Raw genomic sequence first — 25,600 nt, 5'->3', positions numbered from 1 at the left:
AAAAAATACTATGCCGTTCCTCGGCTTAACAAAAAATCAACAATAAGAGTTGAAAAACAGACGACAACCCAAATATTTCTTATGTTTAACTCTAGACGTATTCATGCCGTTTATTGTGGGCAAAGACGCGTCTCGTTACAACCTTAACCCAAATGACTGATTTCGGGAGAACGGCCATGAGTTTATTTGATAGAAAGCATCTCGTTACTCAAGCAGATGCGCTACCTGGACGCAACACCCCGATGCCAGTGGCAACGCTGCATGCGGTTAACCAACATTCGATGACCAACGTGCCCGACGGTATGGAAATCGCCCTTTTCGCCATGGGATGTTTCTGGGGCGTGGAGCGTTTATTCTGGTCATTACCCGGCGTGTACAGCACCGCAGCCGGATACACCGGCGGCTATACCCCTAACCCGACCTATCGGGAAGTCTGTTCTGGCGATACCGGGCATGCCGAAGCGGTGCGCGTCGTCTATGACCCGCATGTTATCAGCTACGAGCAACTGCTGCAGGTGTTCTGGGAAAATCACGATCCGGCGCAAGGTATGCGTCAGGGGAACGACCACGGTACGCAGTATCGTTCCGCTATTTATCCCTTAACGCCAGAGCAAACCGCCGCGGCACAGGCCAGCCTTGAGCGTTTTCAGGCGGCGATGACCGCCGCTGGCGACGAGCGCACCATTACAACGGAAATCAGTACGGCAACCCCGTTCTATTATGCCGAAGACGATCACCAACAATATCTGCACAAAAACCCTTACGGATACTGTGGGATTGGCGGGATTGGCGTGTGTTTGCCACCACAAGGATAAATTTCCCCCTCTGGCGACGTTACAGTACCTTACGCTATACTAGCTCCTGAATTTACCGGCTCACTTCCACGAGCCGGTTTTCAATGTGTATTTCACACGGATTTATCAACTTCTCCCTTCCGAGGATCTGACCCGAACGGTCGGATAAGATATGTTAAACAGTATTTTAGTCATTCTCTGCCTGATCGCCGTGAGTGCGTTTTTCTCGATATCCGAGATCTCGCTTGCCGCATCACGCAAAATCAAACTTAAGCTGCTTGCCGATGAAGGCAATGTGAACGCACAGCGTGTTTTGAAGATGCAGGAAAACCCCGGCATGTTTTTTACCGTGGTGCAGATTGGCCTAAACGCGGTCGCCATTCTCGGCGGTATCGTTGGTGATGCGGCCTTTTCCCCGGCGTTTTACAGCCTGTTCTCAAAGTACTTCGCTCCAGAGCTGTCCGAACAGTTAAGTTTTATTCTGTCCTTCTCACTGGTTACTGGCCTGTTCATCCTGTTCGCGGATTTAACCCCGAAACGCATCGGTATGATTGCGCCAGAAGCTGTGGCTTTGCGTATCATCAACCCGATGCGCTTCTGTCTGCTGGTCTTCCGCCCATTGGTGTGGTTCTTTAACGGTCTGGCAAATAACATTTTCCGCCTGTTTAAAATTCCGATGGTGCGTAAAGATGACATCACGTCAGACGACATTTACGCCGTGGTCGAAGCCGGTGCGCTGGCGGGTGTTCTGCGCAAGCAGGAACATGAGCTGATTGAAAATGTGTTCGAACTGGAATCCCGTACCGTACCGTCTTCAATGACCTCGCGCGAGAACATTATCTGGTTCGATCTTCACGAAGACGAGCAGAGCCTGAAGAACAAAGTGGCGGAACACCCGCACTCCAAATTCCTGGTGTGTAACGAAGATATCGACCACATCATTGGCTATGTCGATTCAAAGGATCTCCTCAACCGCGTGCTGGCCAACCAGAGCATGGCGCTGAACAGCGGCGTGCAGATCCGCAATACGCTGATCGTCCCGGATACGCTGACGCTCTCTGAAGCGCTGGAAAGCTTCAAAACCGCAGGCGAAGATTTTGCCGTCATCATGAACGAGTATGCATTGGTGGTGGGGATTATCACGCTCAACGATGTGATGACGACGCTGATGGGCGATTTAGTCGGTCAGGGCCTGGAAGAGCAGATCGTGGCGCGTGATGAAAACTCATGGTTAGTCGACGGCGGTACGCCGATTGATGACGTCATGCGCGTCCTGGATATCGACGAATTCCCGCAGTCCGGCAACTATGAAACCATCGGCGGCTTTATGATGTTCATGTTGCGTAAAATCCCGAAACGCACCGACTCGGTGAAGTATTCAGGCTACAAATTTGAAGTAGTGGATATCGATAACTACAAGATCGATCAGCTGCTGGTGACGCGTCTGGACAGTAAACCTACCGTTCTGGTACCGAAACTGCCGGATGCGAAGGAAGAGGCAAAGGCGTCATAGCGCCTTGCAGAAACATCAACGGCTCCTGTCCTGGAGCCGTTTTTTTAACTACCGCATAGCACTTTGATCAAGCCATCTCAGTTTGCAGACGCAAGACCTGACGGTTAACTTCGGACATCACGGAAAAATGCAGCTTGTCCTTCACTTTTGGGATAAGAATCTTACCCTTATCAAATTCAAAAGCGCCTACATCCTTGATATATAACCGTCCACGAAACAGGATCTTCACGTACTTCGCCACCTGCAGCGGGTTGTATCGTTGGAAAATTTTCATTGTTGTCTCCTGCTGAGCATTACGCCTTTGCGGTACCACAATCGGTCCGACAATCCTCAGGCGCAAATTTTAATGCCCTATGACTATAGACTATCTCGTTGATGTTTCCAGCGTGTATAAGTTTATTTACCTTCCAGTTACAATTATTCAGAATTATCTTTTCAACGCTTCGCTGTCTTCAGTATAAGCCTTCGATTTTCGCAGGATTTGTGCGCCCGTCCGCAAACTGGCATCGCGCTTGCGGGAAAAAGCATCAATCGCACATATGATTAAATTCCAGGCCCAAGTGGTCGGATCACCTGCAAAATAAAGAAAGAAGGAAAACCTATGACCTTACGAAAACTGCTGGCGCTGTCGTGCCTGCTGCTGCCGATGATTGCCTCCGCCCATAAGTTTGAGACTGACCAGCGCGTACCGCCGGTGGGGATCGCCGATCGCGGCGAACTGATTCTCGATAACGATAAGTTTAGCTACAAAAGCTGGAATAGCGCGCAACTGCCCGGCAAAGTACGCATTGTGCAACACATTGCCGGACGCACCTCCGCCAAAGAGAAAAACGCGAACCTGATTGAAGCCATCAAAGCGGCGAACCTGCCGCACGACAAATACCAGACCACCACTATCGTCAACACGGATGACGCCATTCCCGGCTCCGGTATGTTTGTGCGCAGCAGTCTGGAGAGCAATAAGAAGCTCTACCCATGGTCACAATTTATCGTCGACAGCAACGGCATTGCGCGTAAAGCCTGGCAACTGGATGAAGAGAGCTCCGCTATTGCGGTACTTGATAAGGACGGACGCGTACAGTGGGCAAAAGATGGCGCATTAACGCAGGAAGAGGTGCAGCAGGTGATTGCCCTGCTGCATAAATTGCTCAGTAAATAGAGACGCGGAAGCCGGGGTTGAGGAACGATTCACGTGGGGTATAGTCCAGAGGTTTCCCCTGCCAGTCGTGAACGTGCGCTCCGGCTGCGGCGGCAACGGCGTGGCCAGCGGCAGTGTCCCAGACGTTAGTTGGCCCAAAACGCGGATACAGCTGCGCGCGCCCTTCCGCCACCAGGCAGAATTTCAGCGACGATCCAATCGACGTGGTCTGGTGCTCGCCCAGTTGTTGCAGATACTCTTTTAACTCATTGTCGGCATGCGAACGGCTAATCACCACCAGCGGTGGACGCGCGTCACGTACCTGGATTTGTTTGCGCACACCGCACTCTTCTTTCCACGCTTTACTTTCTGCCGCACTGTACATGACCTTCATTACTGGCGCGTAAACCACACCAAGCACCGGCTTTCCCTGCTCAATCAGCGCAATATTGACGGTAAATTCACCGTTACGTTTAATAAACTCTTTGGTACCGTCCAACGGATCGACCAGCCAGTAGCGCTGCCAGTGCTGGCGAACATCCCAGCCAGGAGGGGCTTCTTCAGACAGAACCGGAATATCCGGCGTCAGCGTCTGTAATCCTTCGAGGATCACCGTATGCGCAGCGATATCCGCCGCCGTGACCGGAGAATCATCCTGCTTGCTGGTAATCTCCATCGGTTTGATTCCATCGTAGACCTGCATAATGGCATCGCCCGCGTTCCGTGCAAGCTGGCATACATGTTCTAGCATTCTCCACCTCGTTTCTGTCAGTGGTGTTAACTCGTTGTTTTACTTATACCCGATCGTCAGGGGATCCGCCAACTGTGATAGCGTCTGCGGTTTTAAACGCTATATTCATGTCATGATTCACAGTTCTGTAAGCAAGAAGATTTATATACATTTTCTTTTGTGGCTTAGATCTTAAAAGGATGCCCCTGATGATTAAGTTTAGTGCAACGCTTCTGGCAACGCTGATTGCAGCCAGCGTGAATGCCGCGACCGTCGATCTGCGTATAATGGAAACCACTGATTTACATAGCAATATGATGGATTTCGATTATTACAAAGATACGCCGACTGAAAAATTTGGCCTGGTGCGTACGGCAAGTCTGATCAACGCCGCGCGTGGTGAAGTCAAAAACAGCGTGCTGGTTGATAACGGCGATCTGATTCAGGGCAGCCCGCTCGGGGATTATATGGCGGCCAAAGGGCTGAAAGCGGGCGAAACTCACCCGGTATATAAGGCGCTGAATACTCTGGATTACGCGGTAGGTAACCTCGGCAACCATGAATTCAACTACGGTCTGGAGTATTTGCATAACGCGCTGGCCGGGGCGAAGTTCCCCTACGTTAACGCCAATATCATCGACGTTAAGACCAAAAAGCCGCTGTTTACGCCTTATCTGATCAAAGACACTGAGGTAATTGACCAGGAAGGTAACAAGCAGACGCTGAAGATTGGCTATATCGGCTTTGTGCCACCGCAGATTATGACCTGGGATAAAGCCAACCTCAGCGGCAAAGTGACGGTAAATGACATCACCGAAACCGCACGTAAGTATGTGCCGGAAATGCGGAAAAAAGGCGCTGATGTCGTGGTGGTGGTTGCTCACTCCGGCCTTTCTGCCGACCCGTATCAGACGATGGCGGAAAACTCCGTTTATTATCTCAGTGAAGTACCGGGCGTGGATGCCATTATGTTTGGTCATGCTCACGCCGTCTTCCCGGGGAAAGATTTTGCCAACATTAAAGGTGCAGATATCACAAAAGGTACGCTCAATGGCGTGCCGGCGGTGATGCCTGGCATGTGGGGCGATCATCTGGGCGTCGTGGATTTGGTACTGAATAACGATAGCGGTAAATGGCAGGTCAGCCAGGCGAAAGCAGAGGCACGCCCCATTTATGACGCCGCGGCGAAAAAATCACTGGCAGCAGAAGACAAAAAAATCGTTGAGATCCTGAAAGCCGATCACGACGCCACGCGTGAGTTTGTCAGCAAACCGATCGGTAAATCCGCCGACAACATGTACAGCTATCTGGCGCTGGTTCAGGATGACCCGACCGTGCAGGTGGTGAATAACGCCCAGAAAGCGTATGTGGAGCACTTTATCCAGGGCGATCCGGACCTGGCAAAATTGCCGGTACTTTCCGCGGCCGCGCCGTTTAAGGTCGGTGGACGCAAGAACGATCCGGCCAGCTTTGTCGAAGTAGAAAAAGGCCAGTTAACCTTCCGTAATGCCGCTGATTTGTATCTCTATCCCAATACCCTGGTGGTAGTGAAAGCCAGCGGCAAAGAGGTGAAAGAGTGGCTGGAATGTTCCGCCGGGCAGTTTAATCAAATTGATATTCACAGCAGCAAGCCGCAGTCGCTGATCAACTGGGATGGGTTCCGTACTTATAACTTTGACGTGATCGACGGCGTGAATTATCAGATTGATGTTTCACAACCCGCCCGCTACGACGGTGAATGTCAGACCATTAACCCGAAAGCGGAACGTATTAAAAATCTGACCTTTAACGGCAAACCAATCGATCCGAATGCCACCTTCCTCGTCGCGACCAACAACTACCGCGCCTACGGCGGTAAGTTTGCCGGAACCGGCGACAGCCACATCGCGTTTGCTTCTCCGGATGAAAACCGCTCGGTGCTGGCCGCGTGGATTGGTGCTGAGACGAAGCGTGCCGGTGAAATTCACCCGGCGGCAGATAACAACTGGCGTCTGGCGCCAATTCATAGCGACACACCACTGGATATTCGCTTTGAAACATCACCGTCTGATAAAGCCGCTGCATTTATTAAAGAGAAAGGCCAGTATCCGCTGAAGAAAGTCGCGACCGATGACATCGGTTTCGCTATTTATCAGCTGGATTTGAGTAAGTAACTTTCGTGCCGGATGCGACGCAACAGCGTCTTATCCGGCCTACAAAACACACTGCCAACCTATCACGCGACCCGCTCTTCCCGTTGCGCCAAAACCTGCGGCAAATTCAGTTCTATCCAGTCCGCCAGCGCGGCGACTTTATCGCTCACCTGCTCGCCCAACGGCGTCAGGCTATATTCCACATGCGGCGGCACCACCGGATAAGAGACTCGATTGATAAACCCGTCCTGCTCAAGCGCCTGCAGCGATTGCGCCAGCATCTTTTCGCTGACGCCGCCCATCTTACGGCGCAAATCGCTAAAGCGGTGCGTACCGTCGCGCAGCGCCACCAGAATTAACACGCCCCAGCGGCTGGTGACGTGTTTTAACACCTCGCGGGAGGGACACTGTTCGGCAAACAAATTGCCATCGCGTAATTGCTGGGAGAGCGTCGACGCTGTCATTTTCATACTAACCTTTTTGTGCGTACTTACTAAAAGTTAGTTTAAGTGTTAGCGTGATTAAACACAAGACCAATACCAAGGAGTTACCCCATGATCGCAATTACCGGTGCCACCGGCCAACTGGGCCAACACGTAATTGAATCTCTGCTGAAAACCGTTCCTGCCAGCCAGATTGTGGCTATCGTGCGTAATCCCGCGAAAGCGACGGCGCTTAGCCAGCAGGGCATTACCGTTCGCCAGGCGGATTACAGCGACGAAGCCGCCTTTACGACTGCCTTACAGGGTATCGAAAAGCTACTACTGATCTCCTCCAGCGAAGTGGGACAACGCGCCCCACAGCATCGCAACGTGATTAGCGCAGCAAAGGCTGCCCACGTGAAATTTATCGCCTACACCAGCCTGCTGCACGCCGACACCTCCCCGCTGGGGCTGGCCGATGAACACGTCGCCACCGAGAAGATGCTGGCTGAATCCGGTATCGCGTACGCGCTGCTGCGTAACGGCTGGTACACAGAGAACTATCTCGCCAGCGCGCCAGCGGCACTGGAACACGGCGTCTTTATCGGGACGGCGGGAGAAGGCAAAATCGCCTCGGCAACCCGTGCCGACTATGCCGCTGCCGCCGCGCGCGTCATCAGTGAAGAGGGGCACGCCGGTAAAACCTATGAGCTTGCGGGCGACGCAGGCTGGACCCTGAGCCAGTTGGCTGCCGAACTGGCAAAACAGAGCGGTAAAAAAGTGGTGTATCAGAACCTGAGCGAAGCTGATTTTGCCGCCGCGCTAAAAGGGGTGGGCCTGCCTGCCGGACTGGCGGACATGCTGGCTGACTCAGACACTGGCGCCTCCAAAGGCGGCCTGTTCGATGACAGCCATACGCTGAGCAAACTGATTGGTCGCCCGACCACCTCGTTGGCTGACAGCGTCAAAGGCATCGTGTAAGTGTTAAAAATTAGTTAATTATGGTGGCATCCCCGCGCATCCTCTCTGATAATGACAGGATGATGCGTGGGGAGAGAAAACGTGCAAGGTGTACCTGAGCAATTTATTGATGAAAAAGACAGCGCCCGCTTTCGCCATCTGGCGCAGGTGCCGGGCGTTGAGCTGTATCATGCGCACATCTCACGTTACGCCTTTGAACCACATACCCATGAAGCGTTTGGCATTGGCGCGATAGAAGCCGGAGCCGAACGTTTTCGCTATCGCGGTACGCAGTACGTCGCGCCCGCCCATTCTGTCGTCACCATGAATCCCGATGAGTTGCATACCGGCGAAGCCGAAACCGCCGACGGCTGGCGCTATCGGATGATCTATCTTGAGCCCGATCTTCTGGAAGAGGTCACCGGGATCCGCCACTGGTGGTTTCAGGACGTCACGCGTCACGATCCGCTGCGCTCGCGGCAGATCTGCTCGCTGATCCATGGCCTGTGGAACACGGAGGATGCGCTGGCGCAAAAAGGGTTGTTGCTCGATCTGATCGAGACGTTCCAGCCGCTGGCCCGCCATGCGCCAATATCTGCAGAGGGGGCGCATCGCTTTGAGCGGGTACGCGAGTACCTGCATGATAATTACATGCACCCGATAACGCTCGACGAACTGGCGCGGGTTGCCTCACTGAGTCCCTGGCATTTTCAACGCCAGTTTAAATCTCATTTCCACGTTACGCCGCACCAAATGCTGATGGCCATTCGCCTGTGGCGAGCCAAAGGTTTTCTCACTCACGGAATGCCCGCCGCAGAGGTCGCTGCCGCAACCGGTTTGACCGACCAGTCGCATCTCACCCGCGCATTTACTCATCGCTACGGCATTACGCCGGTACGTTATCAGAAGCAGGTTTATTCGCGCTAATGCGCAATCTCATACAATACGGCTGCACTCTCCCTGCCTACACTCAACGCAATGTTTAATGATGTGGATGTTAACAATGATTAGCGGCGTGTTGTATGCCCTGCTGGCCGGGCTGATGTGGGGATTAATTTTTGTCGGGCCGCTGATCGTGCCGGAATACCCGGCGGTATTGCAGTCGATGGGGCGCTATCTGGCGCTGGGGCTGATCGCCGTGCCGATTGCCTGGCTGGGGCGTGTGCGCCTGCGCCAGTTGGCGCGTAAAGACTGGATAACGGCGCTGGCGCTAACGATGATGGGTAACCTGATTTATTACGTTTGCCTGGCCAGCGCCATCCAGCGTACCGGCGCGCCGGTATCAACGATGATTATTGGTACATTACCGGTGGTGATCCCGGTCTTCGCCAACCTGCTCTATAGCCAGCGTGACGGTAAATTATCCTGGTGGCGTCTGTCACCTGCGCTGATATTGATTGCTATTGGCCTGCTGTGCGTGAATATCTCGGAGCTGAACCAGGGATTACCCGATTTTAGCGGCTGGCGTTATGGCTCTGGTATCGTGTTGGCGCTTGTCTCAGTGGTGTGCTGGGCGTGGTATGCACTGCGTAATGCCCGCTGGCTGCGCGAGAATCCAGATAAGCATCCGATGATGTGGGCGACGGCTCAGGCGCTGGTGACGCTGCCCGTTTCTCTGCTGGGGTACATTGCAGCATGTCTGTGGCTGCATGGGCAAACGCCAGGTTTCGCCCTGCCCTTCGGCCCGCGTCCGGATGTGTTTATCGGCCTGATGATAGCCATTGCGGTATTGTGTTCGTGGGTGGGCGCGCTGTGCTGGAACGTCGCCAGCCAGAAGCTGCCGACGGTGATCCTCGGCCCGCTGATTGTCTTCGAAACGCTGGCTGGCCTGCTGTATACCTTTATGCTGCGCCAGGCTTTTCCGCCGCTGCTGACGCTAAGCGGTATTGCGCTGCTGGTAATAGGCGTGGTGATAGCGGTGCGGTCAAAACCGCAGAAACCGGCGGTAGTGCCGGTTTCGGGGGATGCCTGATGGCGCTGCGCTTATCAGGCCTACAAGGACTGTACGCTCTCATGCTGGCCGAATAAGGCGTTTACGCCGCCATCCGGCGCGACACTTTAAACACCGCCACGGTCTGATTCAATCGTGCAGCCTGCTCTTCAAGCGCGGCGGCAGCGGAAGCGGACTCCTCCACCAGCGAAGCATTTTGCTGCGTCACGCGATCCATCTCGGCAACGGCCTGGCCTACCTGATCGATACCCCGGCTCTGTTCATCAGAAGCCGAGGCAATTTCGCCCATAATGTCGGTCACGCGGGTCACGGCGCTGACGATCTCCGCCATCGTTTCGCCTGCTTCATGCACCAGCGCCGTACCGGCATTGACCCGATTGCCCGAGTCATCAATCAGCGCCTTAATCTCTTTTGCCGCCTGAGCGCTACGCTGCGCCAGAGTACGAACTTCGCCAGCGACCACGGCAAAACCACGGCCCTGTTCGCCCGCACGCGCCGCTTCTACCGCCGCGTTCAGCGCCAGAATATTGGTCTGGAAGGCAATACCGTCGATAACAGAGGTAATTTGCGCGATTTTGCTGGAACTGGTGGCGATTTCGTCCATCGTACGCACTACGCCATCAACCACGGTTCCACCTTTCAGCGCCGTCTGTGAGGCGTTTTTTGCCAGACTGGTCGCCTGACGCGCGTTATCCGCGTTCTGCTTCACGGTGGCGGTGAGTTGTTCCATGCTGGCAGCGGTCTCTTCCAGAGAGGCAGCCTGCTGCTCGGTACGTGAAGAGAGATCGTTACTGCCTGCGGCAATTTCACCCGCGCCGGTGTAGATAGTGTCAGCCCCGTCACGCACCACGCTGACCGTATTCGCCAGCGCCTGCTGCATGTCACGCACATTACTTGCCAGCAGCGCCATTTCATTGCTGCCATCGGCGTTGATGCTATGCGTCAGGTCACCCGCAGCGATGTGGCGAATATGTCCCATCACCTCGTGGAGCGGCTTGAGCAACACGCGCTGCATCGCCAGCCAGCTGGCGACAATCACAGTGACGACAGTCAACATCACGGCAGACAACAGCCAGATTATCTTGCGGTAATCACTCTCATTGTCCTGCACGCCGGCAGTGGCCAGCGCCGTTTGCGCAGCACGCCATTCCCGATATACTTCCTGCATGGCCGTCTGCTTCTGCTCAGCATTCTGCTTGAACATCTCTTCCAGCTTACCTTCAGCCAGCAGCGCGTTCATTTTAGCCAGCGTCGCAGAATAGATGCCGTACTGTTCTTCCAGTCGATCGGCCAGACGCTCATCCAGCCCCGGCGTTTCTGGCAGGGCGTAGTATTTATCGTAATGCTCTTTCGACTCGGCCAGCAGACGATTTGCCGTGTTCACCAGCTCTTTCAACTGACCACCGTTGATCTCGCTGGCCATCGTTCCCTGTAAACGCAGCATCCCCCGGTTGAGCGTGACGCGAGCCTGGTTCAGGCTAATCCACGCATCGGTAAATTCAGCCACGTTCTGACTGGAAAGCTGAGAGACATTAAAGTTCTGTTTATCGTTATTGAGTGCGCCAATAAAGACGCCTGCGGAGATGAGCTGCATCGCGCCCAGCGCGAGTAACACGGTGATAAGTAAGGTTATCACTTTGATTCGTTTGAACATCTGTTGCCTTTTATTATGCAGGTATTGTCTGAGGTCTAACTATCGGCAGCGGCGTGCGCTTATTTAATTCTCTGGCGCAGCTTTTTTCGCCGTATCTCTCCTTTCCAATAAGATTCAGCACCTTAACGAATTAAGAAATTTTCGTGACGCTCATCACAAAACACCCCACCCCGAAAGGGTTATAGCCTTCCTTATAAGATGCATTTAAAATGCATCTTATATTATTGAGAATGAGGTAACGGCAATGTCTTATCGCGATCAACCTTTAGGTGAACTGGCGCTCTCTATTCCTCGCGCTTCGGCCCTGTTTCGTAAATACGATATGGATTACTGCTGCGGCGGTAAGCAAACGCTGGCACGCGCTGCCGCGCGTAAAGAGCTGGATTTAGACGTTATTGAGGCGCAGCTCGCGCAGCTGGCTGAACAGCCGCTGGAGAAAGACTGGCGTACCGTAGCGCTGGCTGAAATCATCGACCATATTATCGTGCGTTATCACGACAGACATCGCGAACAGCTGCCGGAACTGATCCTGCAGGCCACGAAAGTTGAACGCGTTCACGCAGACAAACCGAACGTACCGCGCGGTCTGGCGAAGAACCTGAGCATGCTGCATGAAGAGCTGTCCAGCCACATGATGAAGGAAGAGCAGATCCTGTTCCCGATGATTAAACAGGGCATGGGTAGCCAGGCAATGGGACCAATCAGCGTGATGGAAAGCGAGCATGACGATGCCGGTGAACTGGTCGAAGTGATCAAACACATCACCCACAACGTGACGCCGCCACCAGAAGCCTGCACTACCTGGAAAGCCATGTATAACGGCATTAACGAGATGATCGATGACCTGATGGAACACATCAGTCTGGAAAATAATGTGTTGTTCCCGCGTGCCCTCGCAGGTGAATAAAAAAAGGCGCCCGAGAGCGCCTTCCTGAAGTCCGAATTCGGCCACTGCTTATGTGGCCTTTTTTGTGTCCGATATGGCTACGCTTAACGCACGCCTGCCATACGTTTCTTACCGATAAACAACCAGCCCAGACCCAGCGCGATGAACCACAGCGGCGTCACGATCAGCGCCTGGCGGGTATCCTCTTCCAGCGTCAGCAGTACCAGTACGAAAACAAAGAACGCCATACACACCCAGCACATCAGCTTACCGAGCGGCATCTTGTAGATTGATTTTTCATGCAGGTGCGGACGCTGCTTGCGGTACACCAGGTACGAGCAAAGAATGATGGTCCATACGAACATGAACAGAATCGCCGACACGGTGGTGATCATGGTGAACGCGCCAATCACGCTCGGATTCACATACAGCATCACCACGCCGCCCAACAGGCAGATACAGGAGAAGGTTAAACCTTTCGCCGGAACCGCGCGTTTAGACAGCTTGGCAAACGCTTTAGGCGCCACGCCTTCCTGCGCCAGACCAAACAGCATACGGCTGGTAGAGAACACGCCGCTGTTTGCAGAAGAGGCCGCAGAAGTTAGCACCACAAAGTTGATCAGGCTCGCCGCCGCGGGCAGACCGACCAGGACAAACAGTTCAACGAATGGGCTCTTGGATGGCACCACCGAGCTCCACGGCGTGACGGACATAATCACAATCAACGCGAAAACGTAGAACATGATGATACGGATCGGGATCGAGTTAATGGCGCGCGGCAGAGATTTCTCCGGGTCTTTGGTTTCCGCAGCGGTTGTCCCCACCAGTTCAATGCCCACAAACGCGAACACCGCAATATGGAAGCCAGCAAAGAAGCCGCTCAGCCCTTTCGGGAACCAGCCACCGTCATTCCACAGATGCGTGAACGATGCCTGAACGCCAGTTGGCGACTGAAAGTGCGTCAGTACCATCACCAGGCCAACGACAATCAGACCGATAATGGCAACAATTTTGATCATCGCGAACCAGAACTCCATCTCACCGAACATTTTTACCGTGGCGAGGTTAAGGCTCAGCAGTAGCACGATCACCGCCAGCGAGGCGACCCAGTCTGAGAGTTCGGGGAACCAGAATTGCGCATACGCGGTAATGGCGACAACGTCTGCCATCCCGGTAACAACCCAGCAGAACCAGTAAGTCCAACCGGTAAAATATCCGGCCCATGGCCCGAGCAGGTCGGAGGCAAAATCACTAAAGGATTTGTACTCCAGATTCGAGAGCAGCAACTCTCCCATTGCGCGCATCACGAAAAACAGCATAAAACCGATGATCATATACACAAAGATGATCGACGGTCCGGCGAGACTAATGGTTTTACCGGAGCCCATAAACAGGCCGGTACCGATAGCGCCGCCAATGGCAATAAGTTGAATATGACGGTTTGTGAGATTGCGCCGTAGCGACTGTTCAGACGAAGCCTCTTCTGCGGCTTCGACTTTTACCTGATCTACCATGTTTTTTCTTCCTGTACCTGTCTGTGTTGTTCAGGCTCTACGGCCTTTAATGTGTCTATGATACGACGATCCTGTTATCAGGACTCATCGATATTAGGTAAGAATTGGCGGGATGAATACTAAGATTTAGATATAATGTTAATTTAATGTTTAAAGTGAGTGTCATATCACTCTGATAGCGCGAATCAGCTCACAAAAATACACGCTGGTGAAGCATTTGCAATATAAAATATCGACAACAGCGTAACTATAGCTTTTCACGCTATTTCTTTGCTCCCCCCGGCCTCGGGGGGAACAGAAGTCACTGCTTACAGAATCTCAAGCAGTTCAACGTCGAATACCAGCGTGCTGAACGGAGGAATGGACGCGCCAGCGCCACGCTCGCCGTAAGCCAGTTCCTGAGGAATAGTCAGTTCCCATTTGGAACCCACCGGCATCAGAGTCAGCGCTTCAATCCAGCCTGGGATGACGCCGTTAACCGGGAATTCAGCCGGTTCGCCACGTGCGACAGAGCTGTCAAACACGGTACCGTCGATCAGTTTACCGGTGTAGTGCACGCGAACACGGTCAGTGCGTGCCGGGATAGCACCTTCGCCCTGGGTCAGAACACGGAACTGCAAACCGGATTCAGTGCTGTTCACACCCTCTTTCTCACGGTTTTCTTCCAGATATTTAACGCCATCAGCGGCCATAGCCTGGAAACGCTCGCGACGAACTGCATCAGCACGCTCGTGGATTTCACGCAGTGCGCGATGTACAACATCAACAGGCACTGCCGGATGCTTGCCTTCCAGCGCGTCAGCGATACCCGCTACCAGCGCTTCAGGCAACAGCCCTTCCAGACCGGATTCGCTCAGCTGCTGTCCTACCTGCAAACCAATGCCGTAGCTTGCTTGCGCTTCGATAGTGTCAAAAGTCGGGGTAGCCATCATATTTCCTTTCATCGGATGTAAAGTAGCGGGCAGCATATCAGCCATGCCGCATCCGGTAAAACTTTGTCTCGGGAACTGATGACAAATCGCGAGGAAAAAGAAACAATGACTATTGTCCGCATGAATGTCACGAAAGCGGGTACCCGAACAAGTATCATAGAGTTAGCGATCTATACTCTATGACTGAGGAACGAGACGCGGAGCAGGAGGAAAGCCATGCCCGGGCGCTTTGAATTAAAACCAACCCTGGCGAAAATCTGGCATGCACCGGACAATTTTCGCATTATGGACCCGCTGCCGCCGATGCACCGCCGCGGCATTATTGCTGCTGCCATCGTGCTGGTGATCGGTTTCCTGCTCCCTTCCAGCGACACTAGCGATGCACCAGTGGTCACGCGTACTGCCCAGTTGGATTTGCAGTCGCAGTCACAGCCGCCGACAGAGGCTCAACTTCAGGCACAACTGGTCGCCCCGCAAAACGACCCAGGCCAGGTCGCGCCCGTTGCGCCGGAACCTATCCAGGAAGGGGAACCAGACGCACAGCCGCAGGCCCAGCAATCCCAGCCACAGACGCAACCTTTCCAGCCGGATAGCGGGATTGACCAGCAGTGGCGTTCCTACCGCGTAGATTCGGGTAAAACGCTGGCCCAGGTATTCCGTGACCATAATCTCCCGCCAACCGATGTGTACGCCATGGCGCAGGTAGAAGGTGCCGGAAAACCGCTGAGCAATTTGAAAGACGGACAGATGGTGCAGATCAGGCAGAATGCCAGTGGCGTAGTGACAGGGTTAACCATCGATACGGGTAATGGCCAGCAGGTCCTGTTTACCCGCCAGCCTAACGGCAGTTTTATTCGCGCCCGATAGCCAGCACACCTGATAAGCGCAGTGCCATCAGGCAGCAAGGTGAAGCGTTAGCGTTTCACCTTGTTCACCCACCAGATCCCCGAACAGACCAGCACCAACGCTACTGCATATTTCCATTCGAGAATATTTTCGCCGAGGAAAACCGCCGACAGTACCGCGCCTGAAACCGGGATCAGGAAGTTAAACGGCGCAATCATTCCCACGCGGTTGTGTTTAAGCAAAATACTCCACAAGGCAAATGCCACCGAAGAGAGCAACGTCAGGTAGCCCAGAATCGCCAACGAAGACGCGCCGTGTACGGTCAGGGTGCCACCAAAAGCGTAACCGCCGATCACCAGCGCCAGACCGCCACCGCCCAGTTGATACCCCGTCATTACCGTCGGGTCGACCGTCTGAGAAATGCGTTTGCCGTATAACGTAGCGGCGGAGAGAATAAAGGCTGCCATCACTACCGAGCCGTCCCCTAACAGGCTGAAGCTAAAATCCAGTCCGCTGTTAAAGTTCACCACCATCACGCCGAGAAAGCCCAGGATACAACCCAGCGCCTTGTTGTAGCTGAGTTTATCGTTCTGATAGATAAAATGCGCCAGCAGCACGCTGAAGAACGTGCCTGTCGCGTTCATGATGGACCCTTTCACCCCCGTGGTGAACGCCAGGCCAATATAAAAGAAAATATATTGCAGCGAAGTCTGCGTCAGCCCCAACAGCGTGAGCTGACCATATTGACGCGGGCTTAACCGACCAATCGGTTTACGCTGCGCCATCGCCAGCAGGAGCAGCAATAATCCCGCAAACAGAAAGCGATAGCCGGCAAAGACAATTTTCGAGGGGATGTCATCCGTGGCAATCTGGAAGATTTCATATCCGCTTTTGATCGCCGGATAGGCGCTTCCCCACAGCAAGCAGCAGAACGCCGCGCTCAGGTAGACAACATTTTTACGCGCAAACAGAGGTTGGTGCGTTGGTTCCATTCCATAACCACTTTGAAATAATGTTTTATTTTTGTGATTATCCCGAAAAGGACAAAGAATAGCCAGAGAGAAAAGCGGGGAACAGAAAAGCAAAACGCCGGCACAGGGCCGGCGCTTTTACGCGGTTAGCAGAATAAAAACTTATTCTGCAACTACGTTTACAGTCAGCTTAGCAAACACTTCGCTGTGAACCTGGAAGCTCACTTCGTGCTCGCCAGTGGTACGCAGAACGCCGTTCGGCAGACGAACTTCGCTCTTAGCTACTTCAACGCCAGCTGCAGTTACAGCGTCAGCGATGTCGCGAGTACCGATGGAACCGAACAGTTTACCTTCGTCGCCTGCTTTAGACGCGATGGTTACGGTTTCCAGTGCGTTGATTTTCTCAGCACGAGCTTCAGCAGCGGACAGTACGTCAGCCAGTTTAGCTTCCAGCTCAGCGCGACGCGCTTCGAAAAATTCAACGTTTTTCTTGGTAGCAGGAACAGCTTTACCCTGTGGTACCAGGAAGTTACGAGCATAGCCCGCTTTAACGTTAACCTGATCACCCAGGCTACCCAGGTTTGCTACTTTATCAAGCAGAATAACTTGCATTACCTTATCCTCTCAAAGTCGTATTAATGGACCGTGACCGATTACTGATGACGATCAGTGTACGGCAGCAGGGACAGGTAGCGAGCGCGTTTGATAGCGCGAGCCAGCTGACGCTGGTATTTTGCACGGGTACCGGTGATACGGCTTGGGACAATCTTACCGCTTTCGGTGATGTAGTTTTTCAGCGTAGCGATATCTTTATAGTCGATCTCTTGAACGCCTTCCGCGGTGAAACGGCAGAACTTGCGACGACGGAAATAACGTGCCATATGGCTAGTCTCCAGAATCTATCAATTCAATCTGCTCGGCATGCAGAACCATTTTGCTCAGGCCGTTCTTTGCCTTATGGCAAGAGATGAACCCCTGAACGGTTACTGCGCTACCGACCGTTATACTGTGAGTAATGGCCTGGTTTTCGTGTCCGCTAACAATAACGGGCATTTGGCACCACGCCTGCCGGTGAAACCCGGCTTCCTCCTGCACAGAACGATGCTCAAGCACGAACTGGCAATGAGGAATTCCTGATGGACTGACCTTTCGAAGGGGGGCCCTGCACACGGTGCCGGACAACGCCAGACGGTTGGTCATCAGAAATTACTCTTCAGAATCCCCAGCTTCAGCATCATCTGCGGTTTCGTTTGCGAAATCATCGCGACGCTCACGGCGCTCGTCTTTCGCTTTAACCATCGGAGATGCTTCGGTAACAGCGTGTTTAGTACGCATAACCATGCTGCGGATAACGGCATCGTTGAAGCGGAAGGTAGTTTCCAGCTCATCGATCACTTCCTGCGGCGCTTCAACGTTCATCAGAACGTAGTGCGCTTTGTGCAGTTTGTTGATCGGGTAAGCCAGCTGACGGCGGCCCCAGTCTTCCAGACGGTGGATCGTGCCTTCTGCACCAGTGATGGCAGCAGTGTAGCGTTCGATCATACCCGGAACCTGTTCGCTCTGGTCAGGATGGACCATAAAAACGATTTCGTAATGACGCATCGAATTGCTCCTTACGGATTATTCAGCCTCCTGTCTGGGTCAGCCGAGGCCCATGGAGGCAAGGAACGTGTTAAAGGTCGGCTGAAAAATGACGCGTCATAATACTGGGGTCAGACGCTAAACTCAAGGTGCTTGTACGATTATTTACCATGCCGCGATTAATACATATCCAGCAGCATCTTGACGCTGATGCAAATAGAGACAATGACAATCATCGGCCGGATAACTTTCTTCCCGCGCGTCAGTACCACCGTTGCGCCAAGGCGCGCGCCGAGGGACTGCCCGGCAAACATCACCAGTCCCAGCGACCAGATCATTTTGCCGCCGAAAATGAAGAACAAAATCGAGGCGATGTTCGATGCAAGGTTAATAAAATTCGAGTGAATTTGCGCCTTATCGATGCTGTATCCCCACAACAGGATATAGCAGAGCGTATAAAAGGAGCCAGCACCAGCGCCAAGAAATCCATCATAAAAGCCAATGCAGCCGCCGCAGATCAGGGAAAAGAAAAACAGGGATACCTGCTGCTTTCTCTTCGGTTCGCTGAGGTTGGGAGCAGAAATAAAGTAGATGGCGACGGCGATAATCAGTACCGGAAGCAGTTTTTTCAACACTTCCGGTTCAATGAACTGAATGAGCGTCGTGCCTAACGCTGAGCCGATAAAAGCAGACAGGAAGACATACTTGTGCTCCTGCACATTGATATGTCCCCTGCGTAAAAAGTAAATACCGGAGGTCAGCGAACTGCCCAACGCCTGAATTTTATTGGTTGCCAGCGCGTTCGCCGGGGGTAAACCAGAAATTAACAGTGCGCCAATAGAGAGAAACCCGCCGCCGCCCGACACCACGTTAATAAAGCCAGCCACCAGCGCGACCATAAACATAATCACGAAGTAGCTGAAATTCATGAATGAAGTATCCATAAGTTTTTGCCTTATTATCATAAAGTTATATTACTTATCCGGTCCACTATAGTCGGGGTACCCATCCGTTTAAATTGACTATTTGGTAAGAGCTTGTGCGCGAAAGACAGGTATTTTTTAACGCAGCGGTATCTATCAGTTACCTGTAAATAAAAGAAAAGGTGGGCATGCGGTAATTTTTTGAACAACTGCATCAGAAATGGTCGCTAACGCCTGCGCCGGTAGCGGTTAAAATTACATCAGAAGCTCATCACTCACAGGAGAGAGGCAACCAGAGACCGCAGTCGAGGAGGTACATATGCGAGCCCGTGTTTTGACCCTTCTGGCTGTGCTTTTGCTCAGTGCAAATGCAACGGCAGCCATCAAAATTGACAATCATCAGGCCAGGAATATGGATGATGTGCAGAGCTTAGGCGTTATTTACATAAATCATAACTTCGCCACTGAAAGTGAAGCCACTCAGGCCCTGAATGAAGAGACCGATGCGCAAGGCGCAACATACTACCACGTGATCCTCACCAGGGAGCCCGGTAGTAACGGAAATATGCACGCCAGTGCAGACATTTATCGCTAGCTACCCGCAAATAACCAACGAGAACATTGCCACAGTTTGACTTGCCCCCTTCACCGGGGGCTTTTTTTTGCGCATCAGGTAAATGAGAATTATTTTTCTTTGTATCTTATCCTGGTCATCATTTACTGATTAAATAAAGCATTACCGAACTGATTCTCTGGAGCGAAACCATGTTTGCACGCTATGCGACGCTGAATCGCATACCAAAAGGCGTTTGGGTGCTGGGCGGCGTGAGTCTGCTCATGGATGTCTCCTCCGAAATGATCCATAGCCTGCTGCCGTTGTTTATGGCAACCACGCTGGGAGCCAGCGTCATTATCATTGGCCTGATTGAAGGATTAGCTGAAGCCACCGCGCTCATCATTAAGGTTTTTTCCGGCGTCCTCAGTGATTATCTGGGAAAGCGCAAAGGGCTGGCGATGCTCGGTTATGGTTTGGGGGCACTAAGTAAGCCCCTGTTCGCGATGGCGGGCTCATCAGGCATGGTATTCAGCGCTCGCATGATTGATCGTGTGGGTAAAGGTATTCGCGGCGCCCCCAGGGATGCGTTAGTCGCAGATGTCACCCCGTCCGAGATCCGCGGTGCCGCCTATGGTCTGCGCCAGTCTTTGGATACCATTGGCGCATTTCTGGGACCGCTGCTCGCCGTCGGGCTAATGCTGCTCTGGAACAACGATTTTCGCACTATCTTCTGGGTTGCCGTCATCCCTGGAGTACTATCTATCGCCCTGCTATGGTTTGGCCTGAGTGAACCGAAAACCCCCGTCACTAATAAACGCACCAATCCGTTACGACGGGAAAACCTGAAAAAGTTGAGTGCAGCCTACTGGTGGGTCGTGGGACTGGGCGCGCTCTTTACGCTCGCCCGCTTTAGCGAGGCGTTTCTCGTGTTACGCGCATATCAAATGGATATCCCGCTGTTTGCCATTCCGCTGGTGATGGTCGCCATGAATCTGGTCTACAGTCTGTCGGCTTATCCTTTTGGTAAAATGTCTGACAGCATGAACCACACCCGCATGTTACAGGCGGGCCTGCTGGTCCTGATCGCGGCGGATATCACTCTGGCGCTGAGTCACCACTGGAGCACGTTACTGATAGGCGTGGGACTGTGGGGGATTCATATGGGCATGACGCAAGGGTTGCTGGCTGCCATGATTGCGCATACCGCGCCAGCAGAGCTACGCGGTACAGCCTTCGGTATGTTTAATCTGATCAGTGGCATCGCCCTACTGTTAGCCAGTACCGGCGCGGGCATTCTGTGGGAAACGATGGGCGCAGCCTCGACGTTTTACGCTGGTGCTGTCATTTGTGCGATAGTTTTAGCAGGAATGCGATTTACACCAGCGGCTTACCAGCAACGCTGAAGATTGCCCCGAACAGATCGGTGACGCACATCCGTAGATGCACGTTGTCCGGGGCAAAGACGTTACTTCTGCCCGTAGTAGGCGTTTGGGCCGTGCTTACGCATGAAGTGTTTATTCATCAGATAACTGTCGATGGGGCTAAGAGCCGGATTAATGCCACGCGCAATCCATGCCATTTTCGCGACCTCTTCCATCACCACAGCGTTGTGTACCGCGTCGTGAGCATCTTTACCCCAGACAAACGGGCCATGCTGATACACCACTACGCCGGGCGTATGGAGAGGCTCCACGTTCCCCAGCGTTTCGATAATCACCTTGCCGGTATTCAGCTCATACTCGCCCTGAACCTCTGCTTCAGTTAATGCCCTCGTGCAGGGGATATCACCAAAGAAGTAATCCGCATGCGTCGTGCCGAGTGCCGGAATTGCCCGCCCTGCCTGCGCCCACGCCGTCGCGTGGGTTGAGTGGGTGTGCACCACGCCGCCGAGAGAGGAATAGCGATGATACAGCGCCAGATGAGTGGCGGTGTCGGAAGAAGGACGATAGCGTCCTTCCACCACATTGCCATCCAAATCCACGATCACCATGTCGTCAACCTGCATCGTTTGATAGTCGACGCCGCTGGGCTTAATCACCACCAGCCCCCGCTCGCGGTCGATGGCGCTGACGTTACCCCAGGTAAACGTCACTAGCCCATAACGCGGCAGATCCATGTTGGCTTCAAAAACCTGCTGTTTAAGTTTTTGCATTACACCGCCTCCACCAGACCTGCGCTGGCCATCCGCGCTTTCACCCAATCGCGCGCCTTCGCCACCTCATGCGCCGGATCGTCCGTCGTTTCACTCCACATCTCAATCAGGTATGGCCCGCAATACCCACTCTGTTTGAGAGTCGTAAAACAACGTTCAAAATCGACAACGCCTTCACCAAACGGCACATTTTTGAACACGCCGGGTTTGGTGTCCTTCACGTGGACAGCCACGATATGGCCTATTCCAGCCTGTAACTCCATCTGTACATCGTTATCCCACGCTGACAAATTGCCAATATCGGGATACAGCTGGAACCACGGATTATTGAGATAGTGGGCATAACCCAGCGCCTTACTGATCGAATTCATCAACGGATAATCCATGATTTCCATCGCCAGCGTCACCTGCGCGCGACTCGCCATCTCAACGCTCTCTTTTAGCCCCTCGCGAAATCGACGACGCGTTTCGTTATTAGCCTGCTGGTAATAGACGTCATAACCCGCCAGTTGAATCACGCGAATACCAATATCCTGCGCAAACTGAATGGCTTTCCGCATGATCGCCAGTCCCTGATCGCGCACCGCATCATCTTCGCTCCCCAGCGGGAAACGGCGGTGAGCGCTCAGGCACATAGAAGGGACGCGTACTCCCGTTTCGGCGATGGCGGTCACCAGCGCCAGACGCTGCTCGCGGCTCCAGTCAAGGCGCGCAAGGCGGGCGTCGGTTTCATCAACCGACATTTCGACAAAGTCAAAACCTAACTCTTTCGCCAGCCGCAAGCGATCCAGCCAGCACTCCCCTCCGGGGAGCGCTTTTTCATAAATACCGAGCGGGACCTGTTTCGACAACATAGTCGCTCCTTAGCCCCACAACTGGGCGATGGAACGTTTGAACTGACGCGCAGCCTCAACCGGAGAAGCGGCATCACGAATACTGCGACCAGCTATAAACACGTGAATCGGAATTCCCTGGAACAGCGGCAGATCTTCCAGCGCCAGACCGCCGGTGACGGTGACTTTAAAGCCCATCTCGGACAGGCGTTTGATGGCACTGATATCCGCCTCTCCCCACGCCACACCTGCGGCCTGCGCATCACGACTGCGATGATATACAACCTGCCCGATACCCGCATCACGCCACTCCTGAGCCTGTTCCCAGGTCCAGTAACCGGTCAGTTCAATCTGTACGTCGCCGTTAAATTCTTTCGCCACCTCGAGCGCACCTTTGGTGGTATTGATATCCGCACAGCAGATGACAGTGACCCAATCAGCGTTAGCTTCGAAACACATGCGGGAGAGGATTTTACCCGCATCGGCGATTTTGGCGTCCGCCAGCACAATTTTATGCGGGTAGAGCGCCTTCAGGTCACGTACGGCACGTACGCCCTCGGCAACACAAAGAATAGTGCCCACCTCAATAATATCGACCTCTTCGGCGATCAGACGCGTCGTTTCGTACGCAGAAGACATTGATTGGTTATCCAGCGCAACCTGCAACATAGGTAATGACATTTCGGTATCCTTTTAAACAGCCGCCGCAGTGGCGTTATCAATTAAATCCAGCACTTCCTGCGCGGTGCGGCAGGCACGTAAACGGTCGAAATTGGCTTCATCGTCAAACAGATTCACGATCTGCATGATGCCAACTTCCTGATGCGTGTTGGCGTCGACCGCCGCCATCGTGATCAGAATGTCCACCGGGTCGTTATCTTCGTGGTTAAACACCAGCGGGGTTTTCAGCGTCACCAGCGCAAAGCCGGTCTTCTTCACGCCTTCTTCCGGGCGACCGTGCGGCATCGCCAGTCCTGGGGCAATCACAAAGTACGGACCGAACTGTTCTACCCCATCAAGAATGGCCTGGTAGTAGCGCGGTTCAACCACGTCTGCCTTAACCAGCAAATCGACGCCCAGCTTTACCGCTTCCTGCCAGGTACTGGCTTCGGCTTGCAAAAGGATGGAATTATTATCTGCCAGCGAATCACGTAATTTCATATGCCGTGTCCTTACTTCACGTCCTGAGGGAAATGCGCTTTGATCACTTCAAGCAGTTTTGGGCCAAAATCGGCGGGCGACAGCATGTTGCGTACGCCAACAACATATTTATTGCCGGTTACGGTAATTTCACCGGCAATATGGGTAGAGGCGATGATGATATCCGCGCCGTTCAGTTCACTTTTGTACTCACCCACTGCGCAGCTGTTCACCGTATGGTCAATATTTGACTGGGTTAAAAACTGGTCCACTTTCATCTTCATGATCATGGAACTGCCCTGCCCATTGCCACACACAGCCAGAATACGTACGGTCATAATCGGAACTCCTTATTAAGCAGAGTGTTCTGCCAGTTGTTTTTCTGCGTTTTCCTCAGCGCGCAACGTGCGTCCTGCGAAAAACATATAAGCCAGTGCAATCAGAATAATGACGGCCATAAACACGATGCCGATGGAGGCAAAGCCCTGCATCATCGGCGGCGCCAGAATTGACCAGTCCGCCATCCCCATCCAGGCGCTCATACCGGTGAGCTTTACCGCCCAGACGCAGCCAAAGATTTCAATCATCCCCATCACCAGACAAATCTTGAGCGCCGCGCGCCAGCCGCCAAAGTGATTAGCAAACACGCCGATAGTGGCATTAGAGAAAAACATCGGGATAAAGCCGGGAATTATCAGGATGGAAGAGCCGCAGCCCACGAGGATGCCGACCGCAATCAGTTGGCCGATGGTGCCCCACATGAAGCCCCACACCACCGCGTTGGGAGCAAAGCTGTATATCGCCGCACAGTCAATCGCCAATACCGCACCGGGAATCAGGCGCTGCGAGATACCGTTGAACGCTTCTGAAAGTTCGGCGACGAACATACGTACGCCCTGGGTGATGATGAAGATCGCGACGGCAAACGAAAAACCGGTCTGCAGGATGTACACCGTCCAGTGCGTTTTCCCTGCCATCGCCTGAACCACATCAATGCCGAAAGAGAGCAGGATCGCCCCGAAGAAAATGGTCATGACAATCGCGGTCGAAACGATGTTGTCATGGAAGATATTCAGCCAGCCAGGCAGTTTGAGATCTTCTACGCTCTCCTCTTTTTTACCCAGATAAGGCGCGACCTTGTAGGCAATCCATGAAGCGAACTGCTGCTGGTGGCCGATGGAAAAACCGCAGCCGTCGGTCACTTCCTGCGTCGGCTTGTACATCATATTGGAGGTAATCCCCCAGTAGAGCGACACCAGCACCGCCGTGCAAATAATGGTTGTCCACATGGAATAGCCGAAGATATAGAAAGAGACCGCAATCAAGCCCGCCTGCTGGAACATGATGTGCCCGGTGAGCATGATGGTGCGAATGCCAGTAATACGCCGTAGCAGTACGTAACAAATGTTCAGCGCCAGCGCCAACAATACGGCGTACCCTACCCAACTGTAGGCATCCCCCATTCGTTCGATGGTTGCCATCATGGAGGCATAGGTATCGGAAATCGCACCATTGATACCGTAAACCTCGGACATCTTCGCCACTACCGGTTTAAACGTGCTGGTCAGAATGCCCGATCCCGCCTGCAGCAGCATAAAACCGATAATCGTTTTGATCGTGCCTTTGATAATAACGCTGACGCTTTTGCGCAACAGGATGTAGCCGAGGCAGGTCACAATACCCAACAGCAACGGCGCGTTGGTCATGACCTGATTAAAAAAGACGGTAAAGATGTTGTAGAGGATCTCCATAACGATCTCCAGTAGACGAAGTTGCTGAACATTCATTACAGATGCTCAGGATGTTGTGCCCCCACTCTAATTTTCAAAAGTAATCACAACAAGATTGAATTTGATTAAATGTGATGGAGTACGCAAATAAATCTCTTACCCGAGACAGGGTTTTATTGAGCATTCATAGAGCAAAAAATAAAACTCATAAAAACAATAAAATACAGAAATAGATTCCTGCA

29 protein-coding genes are annotated in these 25,600 nt (G+C 53.1%); 11 read left to right on the top strand and 18 right to left on the bottom strand.

The genetic code is table 11. From position 1 onward, the window contains the following. The first annotated feature begins 176 nt into the window (after nt 1-176). On the top strand, nt 177-815 hold the full coding sequence (gene msrA / locus FDX11_RS05370) for a peptide-methionine (S)-S-oxide reductase MsrA (RefSeq protein WP_042312762.1): 639 nt from the start codon (nt 177-179) through the stop codon (nt 813-815). A 151-nt stretch (nt 816-966) separates the two neighbouring features. Next, nucleotides 967-2,307, top strand: a complete 1,341-nt coding sequence (locus FDX11_RS05365) for a hemolysin family protein (protein WP_003025713.1) — start codon at nt 967-969, stop codon at nt 2,305-2,307. A 67-nt stretch (nt 2,308-2,374) separates the two neighbouring features. Here the strand turns inward: FDX11_RS05365 and FDX11_RS05360 are convergent, their stop codons facing one another. Continuing rightward, entirely contained in the window at nt 2,375-2,581 is a 207-nt protein-coding gene (locus FDX11_RS05360; RefSeq protein ID WP_003025710.1) for a DUF1107 domain-containing protein, read from the bottom strand. A 327-nt stretch (nt 2,582-2,908) separates the two neighbouring features. Here FDX11_RS05360 and FDX11_RS05355 point away from each other — a divergent pair, with 327 nt between their 5' ends. Further along, nucleotides 2,909-3,466, top strand: a complete 558-nt coding sequence (locus FDX11_RS05355) for a YtfJ family protein (RefSeq protein ID WP_061382743.1) — start codon at nt 2,909-2,911, stop codon at nt 3,464-3,466. Here the strand turns inward: FDX11_RS05355 and cysQ are convergent. Next, nucleotides 3,456-4,196 carry a 3'(2'),5'-bisphosphate nucleotidase CysQ gene (gene cysQ, locus FDX11_RS05350; protein ID WP_137397591.1) on the bottom strand — a complete coding sequence of 247 codons (741 nt, stop codon included), beginning with the start codon at nt 4,194-4,196 and terminating at the stop codon, nt 3,456-3,458. The genes FDX11_RS05355 and cysQ overlap by 11 nt on opposite strands. Nucleotides 4,197-4,384: 188 nt before the next feature. On the opposite strand from cysQ, the gene FDX11_RS05345 reads away from it, so the two are divergent. Continuing rightward, the gene (locus FDX11_RS05345; protein ID WP_137365042.1) at nt 4,385-6,328 is read left to right on the top strand and encodes a bifunctional 2',3'-cyclic-nucleotide 2'-phosphodiesterase/3'-nucleotidase; all 1,944 of its coding nucleotides are present in this window, start codon (nt 4,385-4,387) and stop codon (nt 6,326-6,328) included. Between the two features lie 62 nt (nt 6,329-6,390). Here the strand turns inward: FDX11_RS05345 and FDX11_RS05340 are convergent, their stop codons facing one another. Next, complete coding sequence (locus FDX11_RS05340) at nt 6,391-6,771, bottom strand: helix-turn-helix domain-containing protein (RefSeq protein WP_038642973.1); 381 nt, start codon at nt 6,769-6,771, stop codon at nt 6,391-6,393. 90 nt (nt 6,772-6,861) lie between these two features. On the opposite strand from FDX11_RS05340, the gene FDX11_RS05335 reads away from it, so the two are divergent. The 3 genes from FDX11_RS05335 to FDX11_RS05325 all read left to right on the top strand — a co-directional run bounded on the left by FDX11_RS05335 (nt 6,862) and on the right by FDX11_RS05325 (nt 9,661). Further along, nucleotides 6,862-7,710, top strand: a complete 849-nt coding sequence (locus FDX11_RS05335; RefSeq protein ID WP_137397590.1) for an SDR family oxidoreductase — start codon at nt 6,862-6,864, stop codon at nt 7,708-7,710. A gap of 81 nt (nt 7,711-7,791) precedes the next feature. After that, a complete protein-coding gene (locus FDX11_RS05330) occupies nt 7,792-8,616 on the top strand; it encodes an AraC family transcriptional regulator (protein ID WP_137397589.1) in 825 nt (274 codons plus the stop codon). Nucleotides 8,617-8,692: 76 nt separating this feature from the next. Further along, nucleotides 8,693-9,661 (top strand): DMT family transporter, encoded by a 969-nt coding sequence (locus tag FDX11_RS05325; protein ID WP_137397617.1) that lies wholly within the window; start codon nt 8,693-8,695, stop codon nt 9,659-9,661. A 61-nt stretch (nt 9,662-9,722) separates the two neighbouring features. On the opposite strand, the gene FDX11_RS05320 is transcribed toward FDX11_RS05325, so the two are convergent. Beyond that, entirely contained in the window at nt 9,723-11,294 is a 1,572-nt protein-coding gene (locus FDX11_RS05320) for a methyl-accepting chemotaxis protein (protein ID WP_061382738.1), read from the bottom strand. A 244-nt stretch (nt 11,295-11,538) separates the two neighbouring features. Between FDX11_RS05320 and ytfE the strand changes: the two genes are divergently transcribed. Beyond that, nucleotides 11,539-12,201: an iron-sulfur cluster repair protein YtfE gene (gene ytfE / locus FDX11_RS05315; protein ID WP_079225626.1), complete on the top strand. Its 663-nt coding sequence runs from the start codon at nt 11,539-11,541 to the stop codon at nt 12,199-12,201. 83 nt (nt 12,202-12,284) lie between these two features. On the opposite strand, the gene cycA is transcribed toward ytfE, so the two are convergent. Both cycA and fklB read right to left on the bottom strand, forming a co-directional pair. Further along, nucleotides 12,285-13,694 (bottom strand): D-serine/D-alanine/glycine transporter, encoded by a 1,410-nt coding sequence (cycA, locus tag FDX11_RS05310; protein ID WP_137397588.1) that lies wholly within the window; start codon nt 13,692-13,694, stop codon nt 12,285-12,287. A 308-nt stretch (nt 13,695-14,002) separates the two neighbouring features. Next, nucleotides 14,003-14,623 (bottom strand): FKBP-type peptidyl-prolyl cis-trans isomerase, encoded by a 621-nt coding sequence (fklB, locus tag FDX11_RS05305; protein ID WP_038642968.1) that lies wholly within the window; start codon nt 14,621-14,623, stop codon nt 14,003-14,005. Between the two features lie 219 nt (nt 14,624-14,842). Here fklB and FDX11_RS05300 point away from each other — a divergent pair, with 219 nt between their 5' ends. Next, complete coding sequence (locus FDX11_RS05300; RefSeq protein ID WP_137371456.1) at nt 14,843-15,493, top strand: OapA family protein; 651 nt, start codon at nt 14,843-14,845, stop codon at nt 15,491-15,493. A 47-nt stretch (nt 15,494-15,540) separates the two neighbouring features. Here FDX11_RS05300 and FDX11_RS05295 read toward each other — a convergent pair whose 3' ends face one another. The 6 genes from FDX11_RS05295 to FDX11_RS05270 all read right to left on the bottom strand — a co-directional run bounded on the left by FDX11_RS05295 (nt 15,541) and on the right by FDX11_RS05270 (nt 18,968). Beyond that, entirely contained in the window at nt 15,541-16,464 is a 924-nt protein-coding gene (locus FDX11_RS05295; protein WP_137350097.1) for a DMT family transporter, read from the bottom strand. 141 nt (nt 16,465-16,605) lie between these two features. Beyond that, entirely contained in the window at nt 16,606-17,055 is a 450-nt protein-coding gene (gene rplI, locus FDX11_RS05290) for a 50S ribosomal protein L9 (protein WP_003025676.1), read from the bottom strand. 41 nt (nt 17,056-17,096) lie between these two features. Further along, complete coding sequence (gene rpsR, locus FDX11_RS05285) at nt 17,097-17,324, bottom strand: 30S ribosomal protein S18 (RefSeq protein ID WP_000135199.1); 228 nt, start codon at nt 17,322-17,324, stop codon at nt 17,097-17,099. A 4-nt stretch (nt 17,325-17,328) separates the two neighbouring features. Beyond that, on the bottom strand, nt 17,329-17,643 hold the full coding sequence (priB, locus tag FDX11_RS05280; RefSeq protein ID WP_006686338.1) for a primosomal replication protein N: 315 nt from the start codon (nt 17,641-17,643) through the stop codon (nt 17,329-17,331). A 6-nt stretch (nt 17,644-17,649) separates the two neighbouring features. Next, nucleotides 17,650-18,045, bottom strand: a complete 396-nt coding sequence (gene rpsF / locus FDX11_RS05275) for a 30S ribosomal protein S6 (protein WP_003025672.1) — start codon at nt 18,043-18,045, stop codon at nt 17,650-17,652. A gap of 158 nt (nt 18,046-18,203) precedes the next feature. Further along, a complete protein-coding gene (locus tag FDX11_RS05270; protein WP_137397587.1) occupies nt 18,204-18,968 on the bottom strand; it encodes a TSUP family transporter in 765 nt (254 codons plus the stop codon). Nucleotides 18,969-19,266: 298 nt separating this feature from the next. Between FDX11_RS05270 and yjfY the strand changes: the two genes are divergently transcribed. Both yjfY and FDX11_RS05260 read left to right on the top strand, forming a co-directional pair. Continuing rightward, nucleotides 19,267-19,542: a DUF1471 family protein YjfY gene (gene yjfY, locus FDX11_RS05265; RefSeq protein WP_003025668.1), complete on the top strand. Its 276-nt coding sequence runs from the start codon at nt 19,267-19,269 to the stop codon at nt 19,540-19,542. 170 nt (nt 19,543-19,712) lie between these two features. Further along, the gene (locus tag FDX11_RS05260; protein ID WP_137397586.1) at nt 19,713-20,906 is read left to right on the top strand and encodes an MFS transporter; all 1,194 of its coding nucleotides are present in this window, start codon (nt 19,713-19,715) and stop codon (nt 20,904-20,906) included. Between the two features lie 62 nt (nt 20,907-20,968). Here the strand turns inward: FDX11_RS05260 and FDX11_RS05255 are convergent, their stop codons facing one another. From FDX11_RS05255 to ulaA, 6 genes are read right to left on the bottom strand one after another with little or no spacing between them, the layout of a single operon-like run. After that, nucleotides 20,969-21,655 (bottom strand): L-ribulose-5-phosphate 4-epimerase, encoded by a 687-nt coding sequence (locus FDX11_RS05255; RefSeq protein ID WP_137365037.1) that lies wholly within the window; start codon nt 21,653-21,655, stop codon nt 20,969-20,971. Further along, nucleotides 21,655-22,509, bottom strand: coding sequence for an L-ribulose-5-phosphate 3-epimerase (locus FDX11_RS05250; protein ID WP_137365036.1), 855 nt, complete (start codon nt 22,507-22,509; stop codon nt 21,655-21,657). Before FDX11_RS05250 ends, FDX11_RS05255 begins: the two co-directional genes overlap by 1 nt. Nucleotides 22,510-22,518: 9 nt before the next feature. Then, nucleotides 22,519-23,169, bottom strand: coding sequence for a 3-keto-L-gulonate-6-phosphate decarboxylase UlaD (ulaD, locus tag FDX11_RS05245; protein WP_003025660.1), 651 nt, complete (start codon nt 23,167-23,169; stop codon nt 22,519-22,521). 12 nt (nt 23,170-23,181) lie between these two features. Continuing rightward, nucleotides 23,182-23,649, bottom strand: a complete 468-nt coding sequence (ulaC, locus tag FDX11_RS05240; protein WP_006686330.1) for a PTS ascorbate transporter subunit IIA — start codon at nt 23,647-23,649, stop codon at nt 23,182-23,184. 11 nt (nt 23,650-23,660) lie between these two features. After that, nucleotides 23,661-23,966, bottom strand: coding sequence for a PTS ascorbate transporter subunit IIB (ulaB, locus tag FDX11_RS05235; protein ID WP_001577590.1), 306 nt, complete (start codon nt 23,964-23,966; stop codon nt 23,661-23,663). A 15-nt stretch (nt 23,967-23,981) separates the two neighbouring features. Further along, nucleotides 23,982-25,379 carry a PTS ascorbate transporter subunit IIC gene (ulaA, locus tag FDX11_RS05230; protein ID WP_137397616.1) on the bottom strand — a complete coding sequence of 466 codons (1,398 nt, stop codon included), beginning with the start codon at nt 25,377-25,379 and terminating at the stop codon, nt 23,982-23,984. Nucleotides 25,380-25,600: the final 221 nt, after the last annotated feature.

The sequence above is a fragment of the Citrobacter sp. wls714 genome (genome assembly GCF_005281025.1).
Taxonomy (GTDB): Bacteria; Pseudomonadota; Gammaproteobacteria; order Enterobacterales; family Enterobacteriaceae; genus Citrobacter; species Citrobacter werkmanii.
The sequence above is the reverse complement of the archived record's forward strand: the minus strand, read 5'-3'. Positions and strand labels throughout refer to the sequence as shown.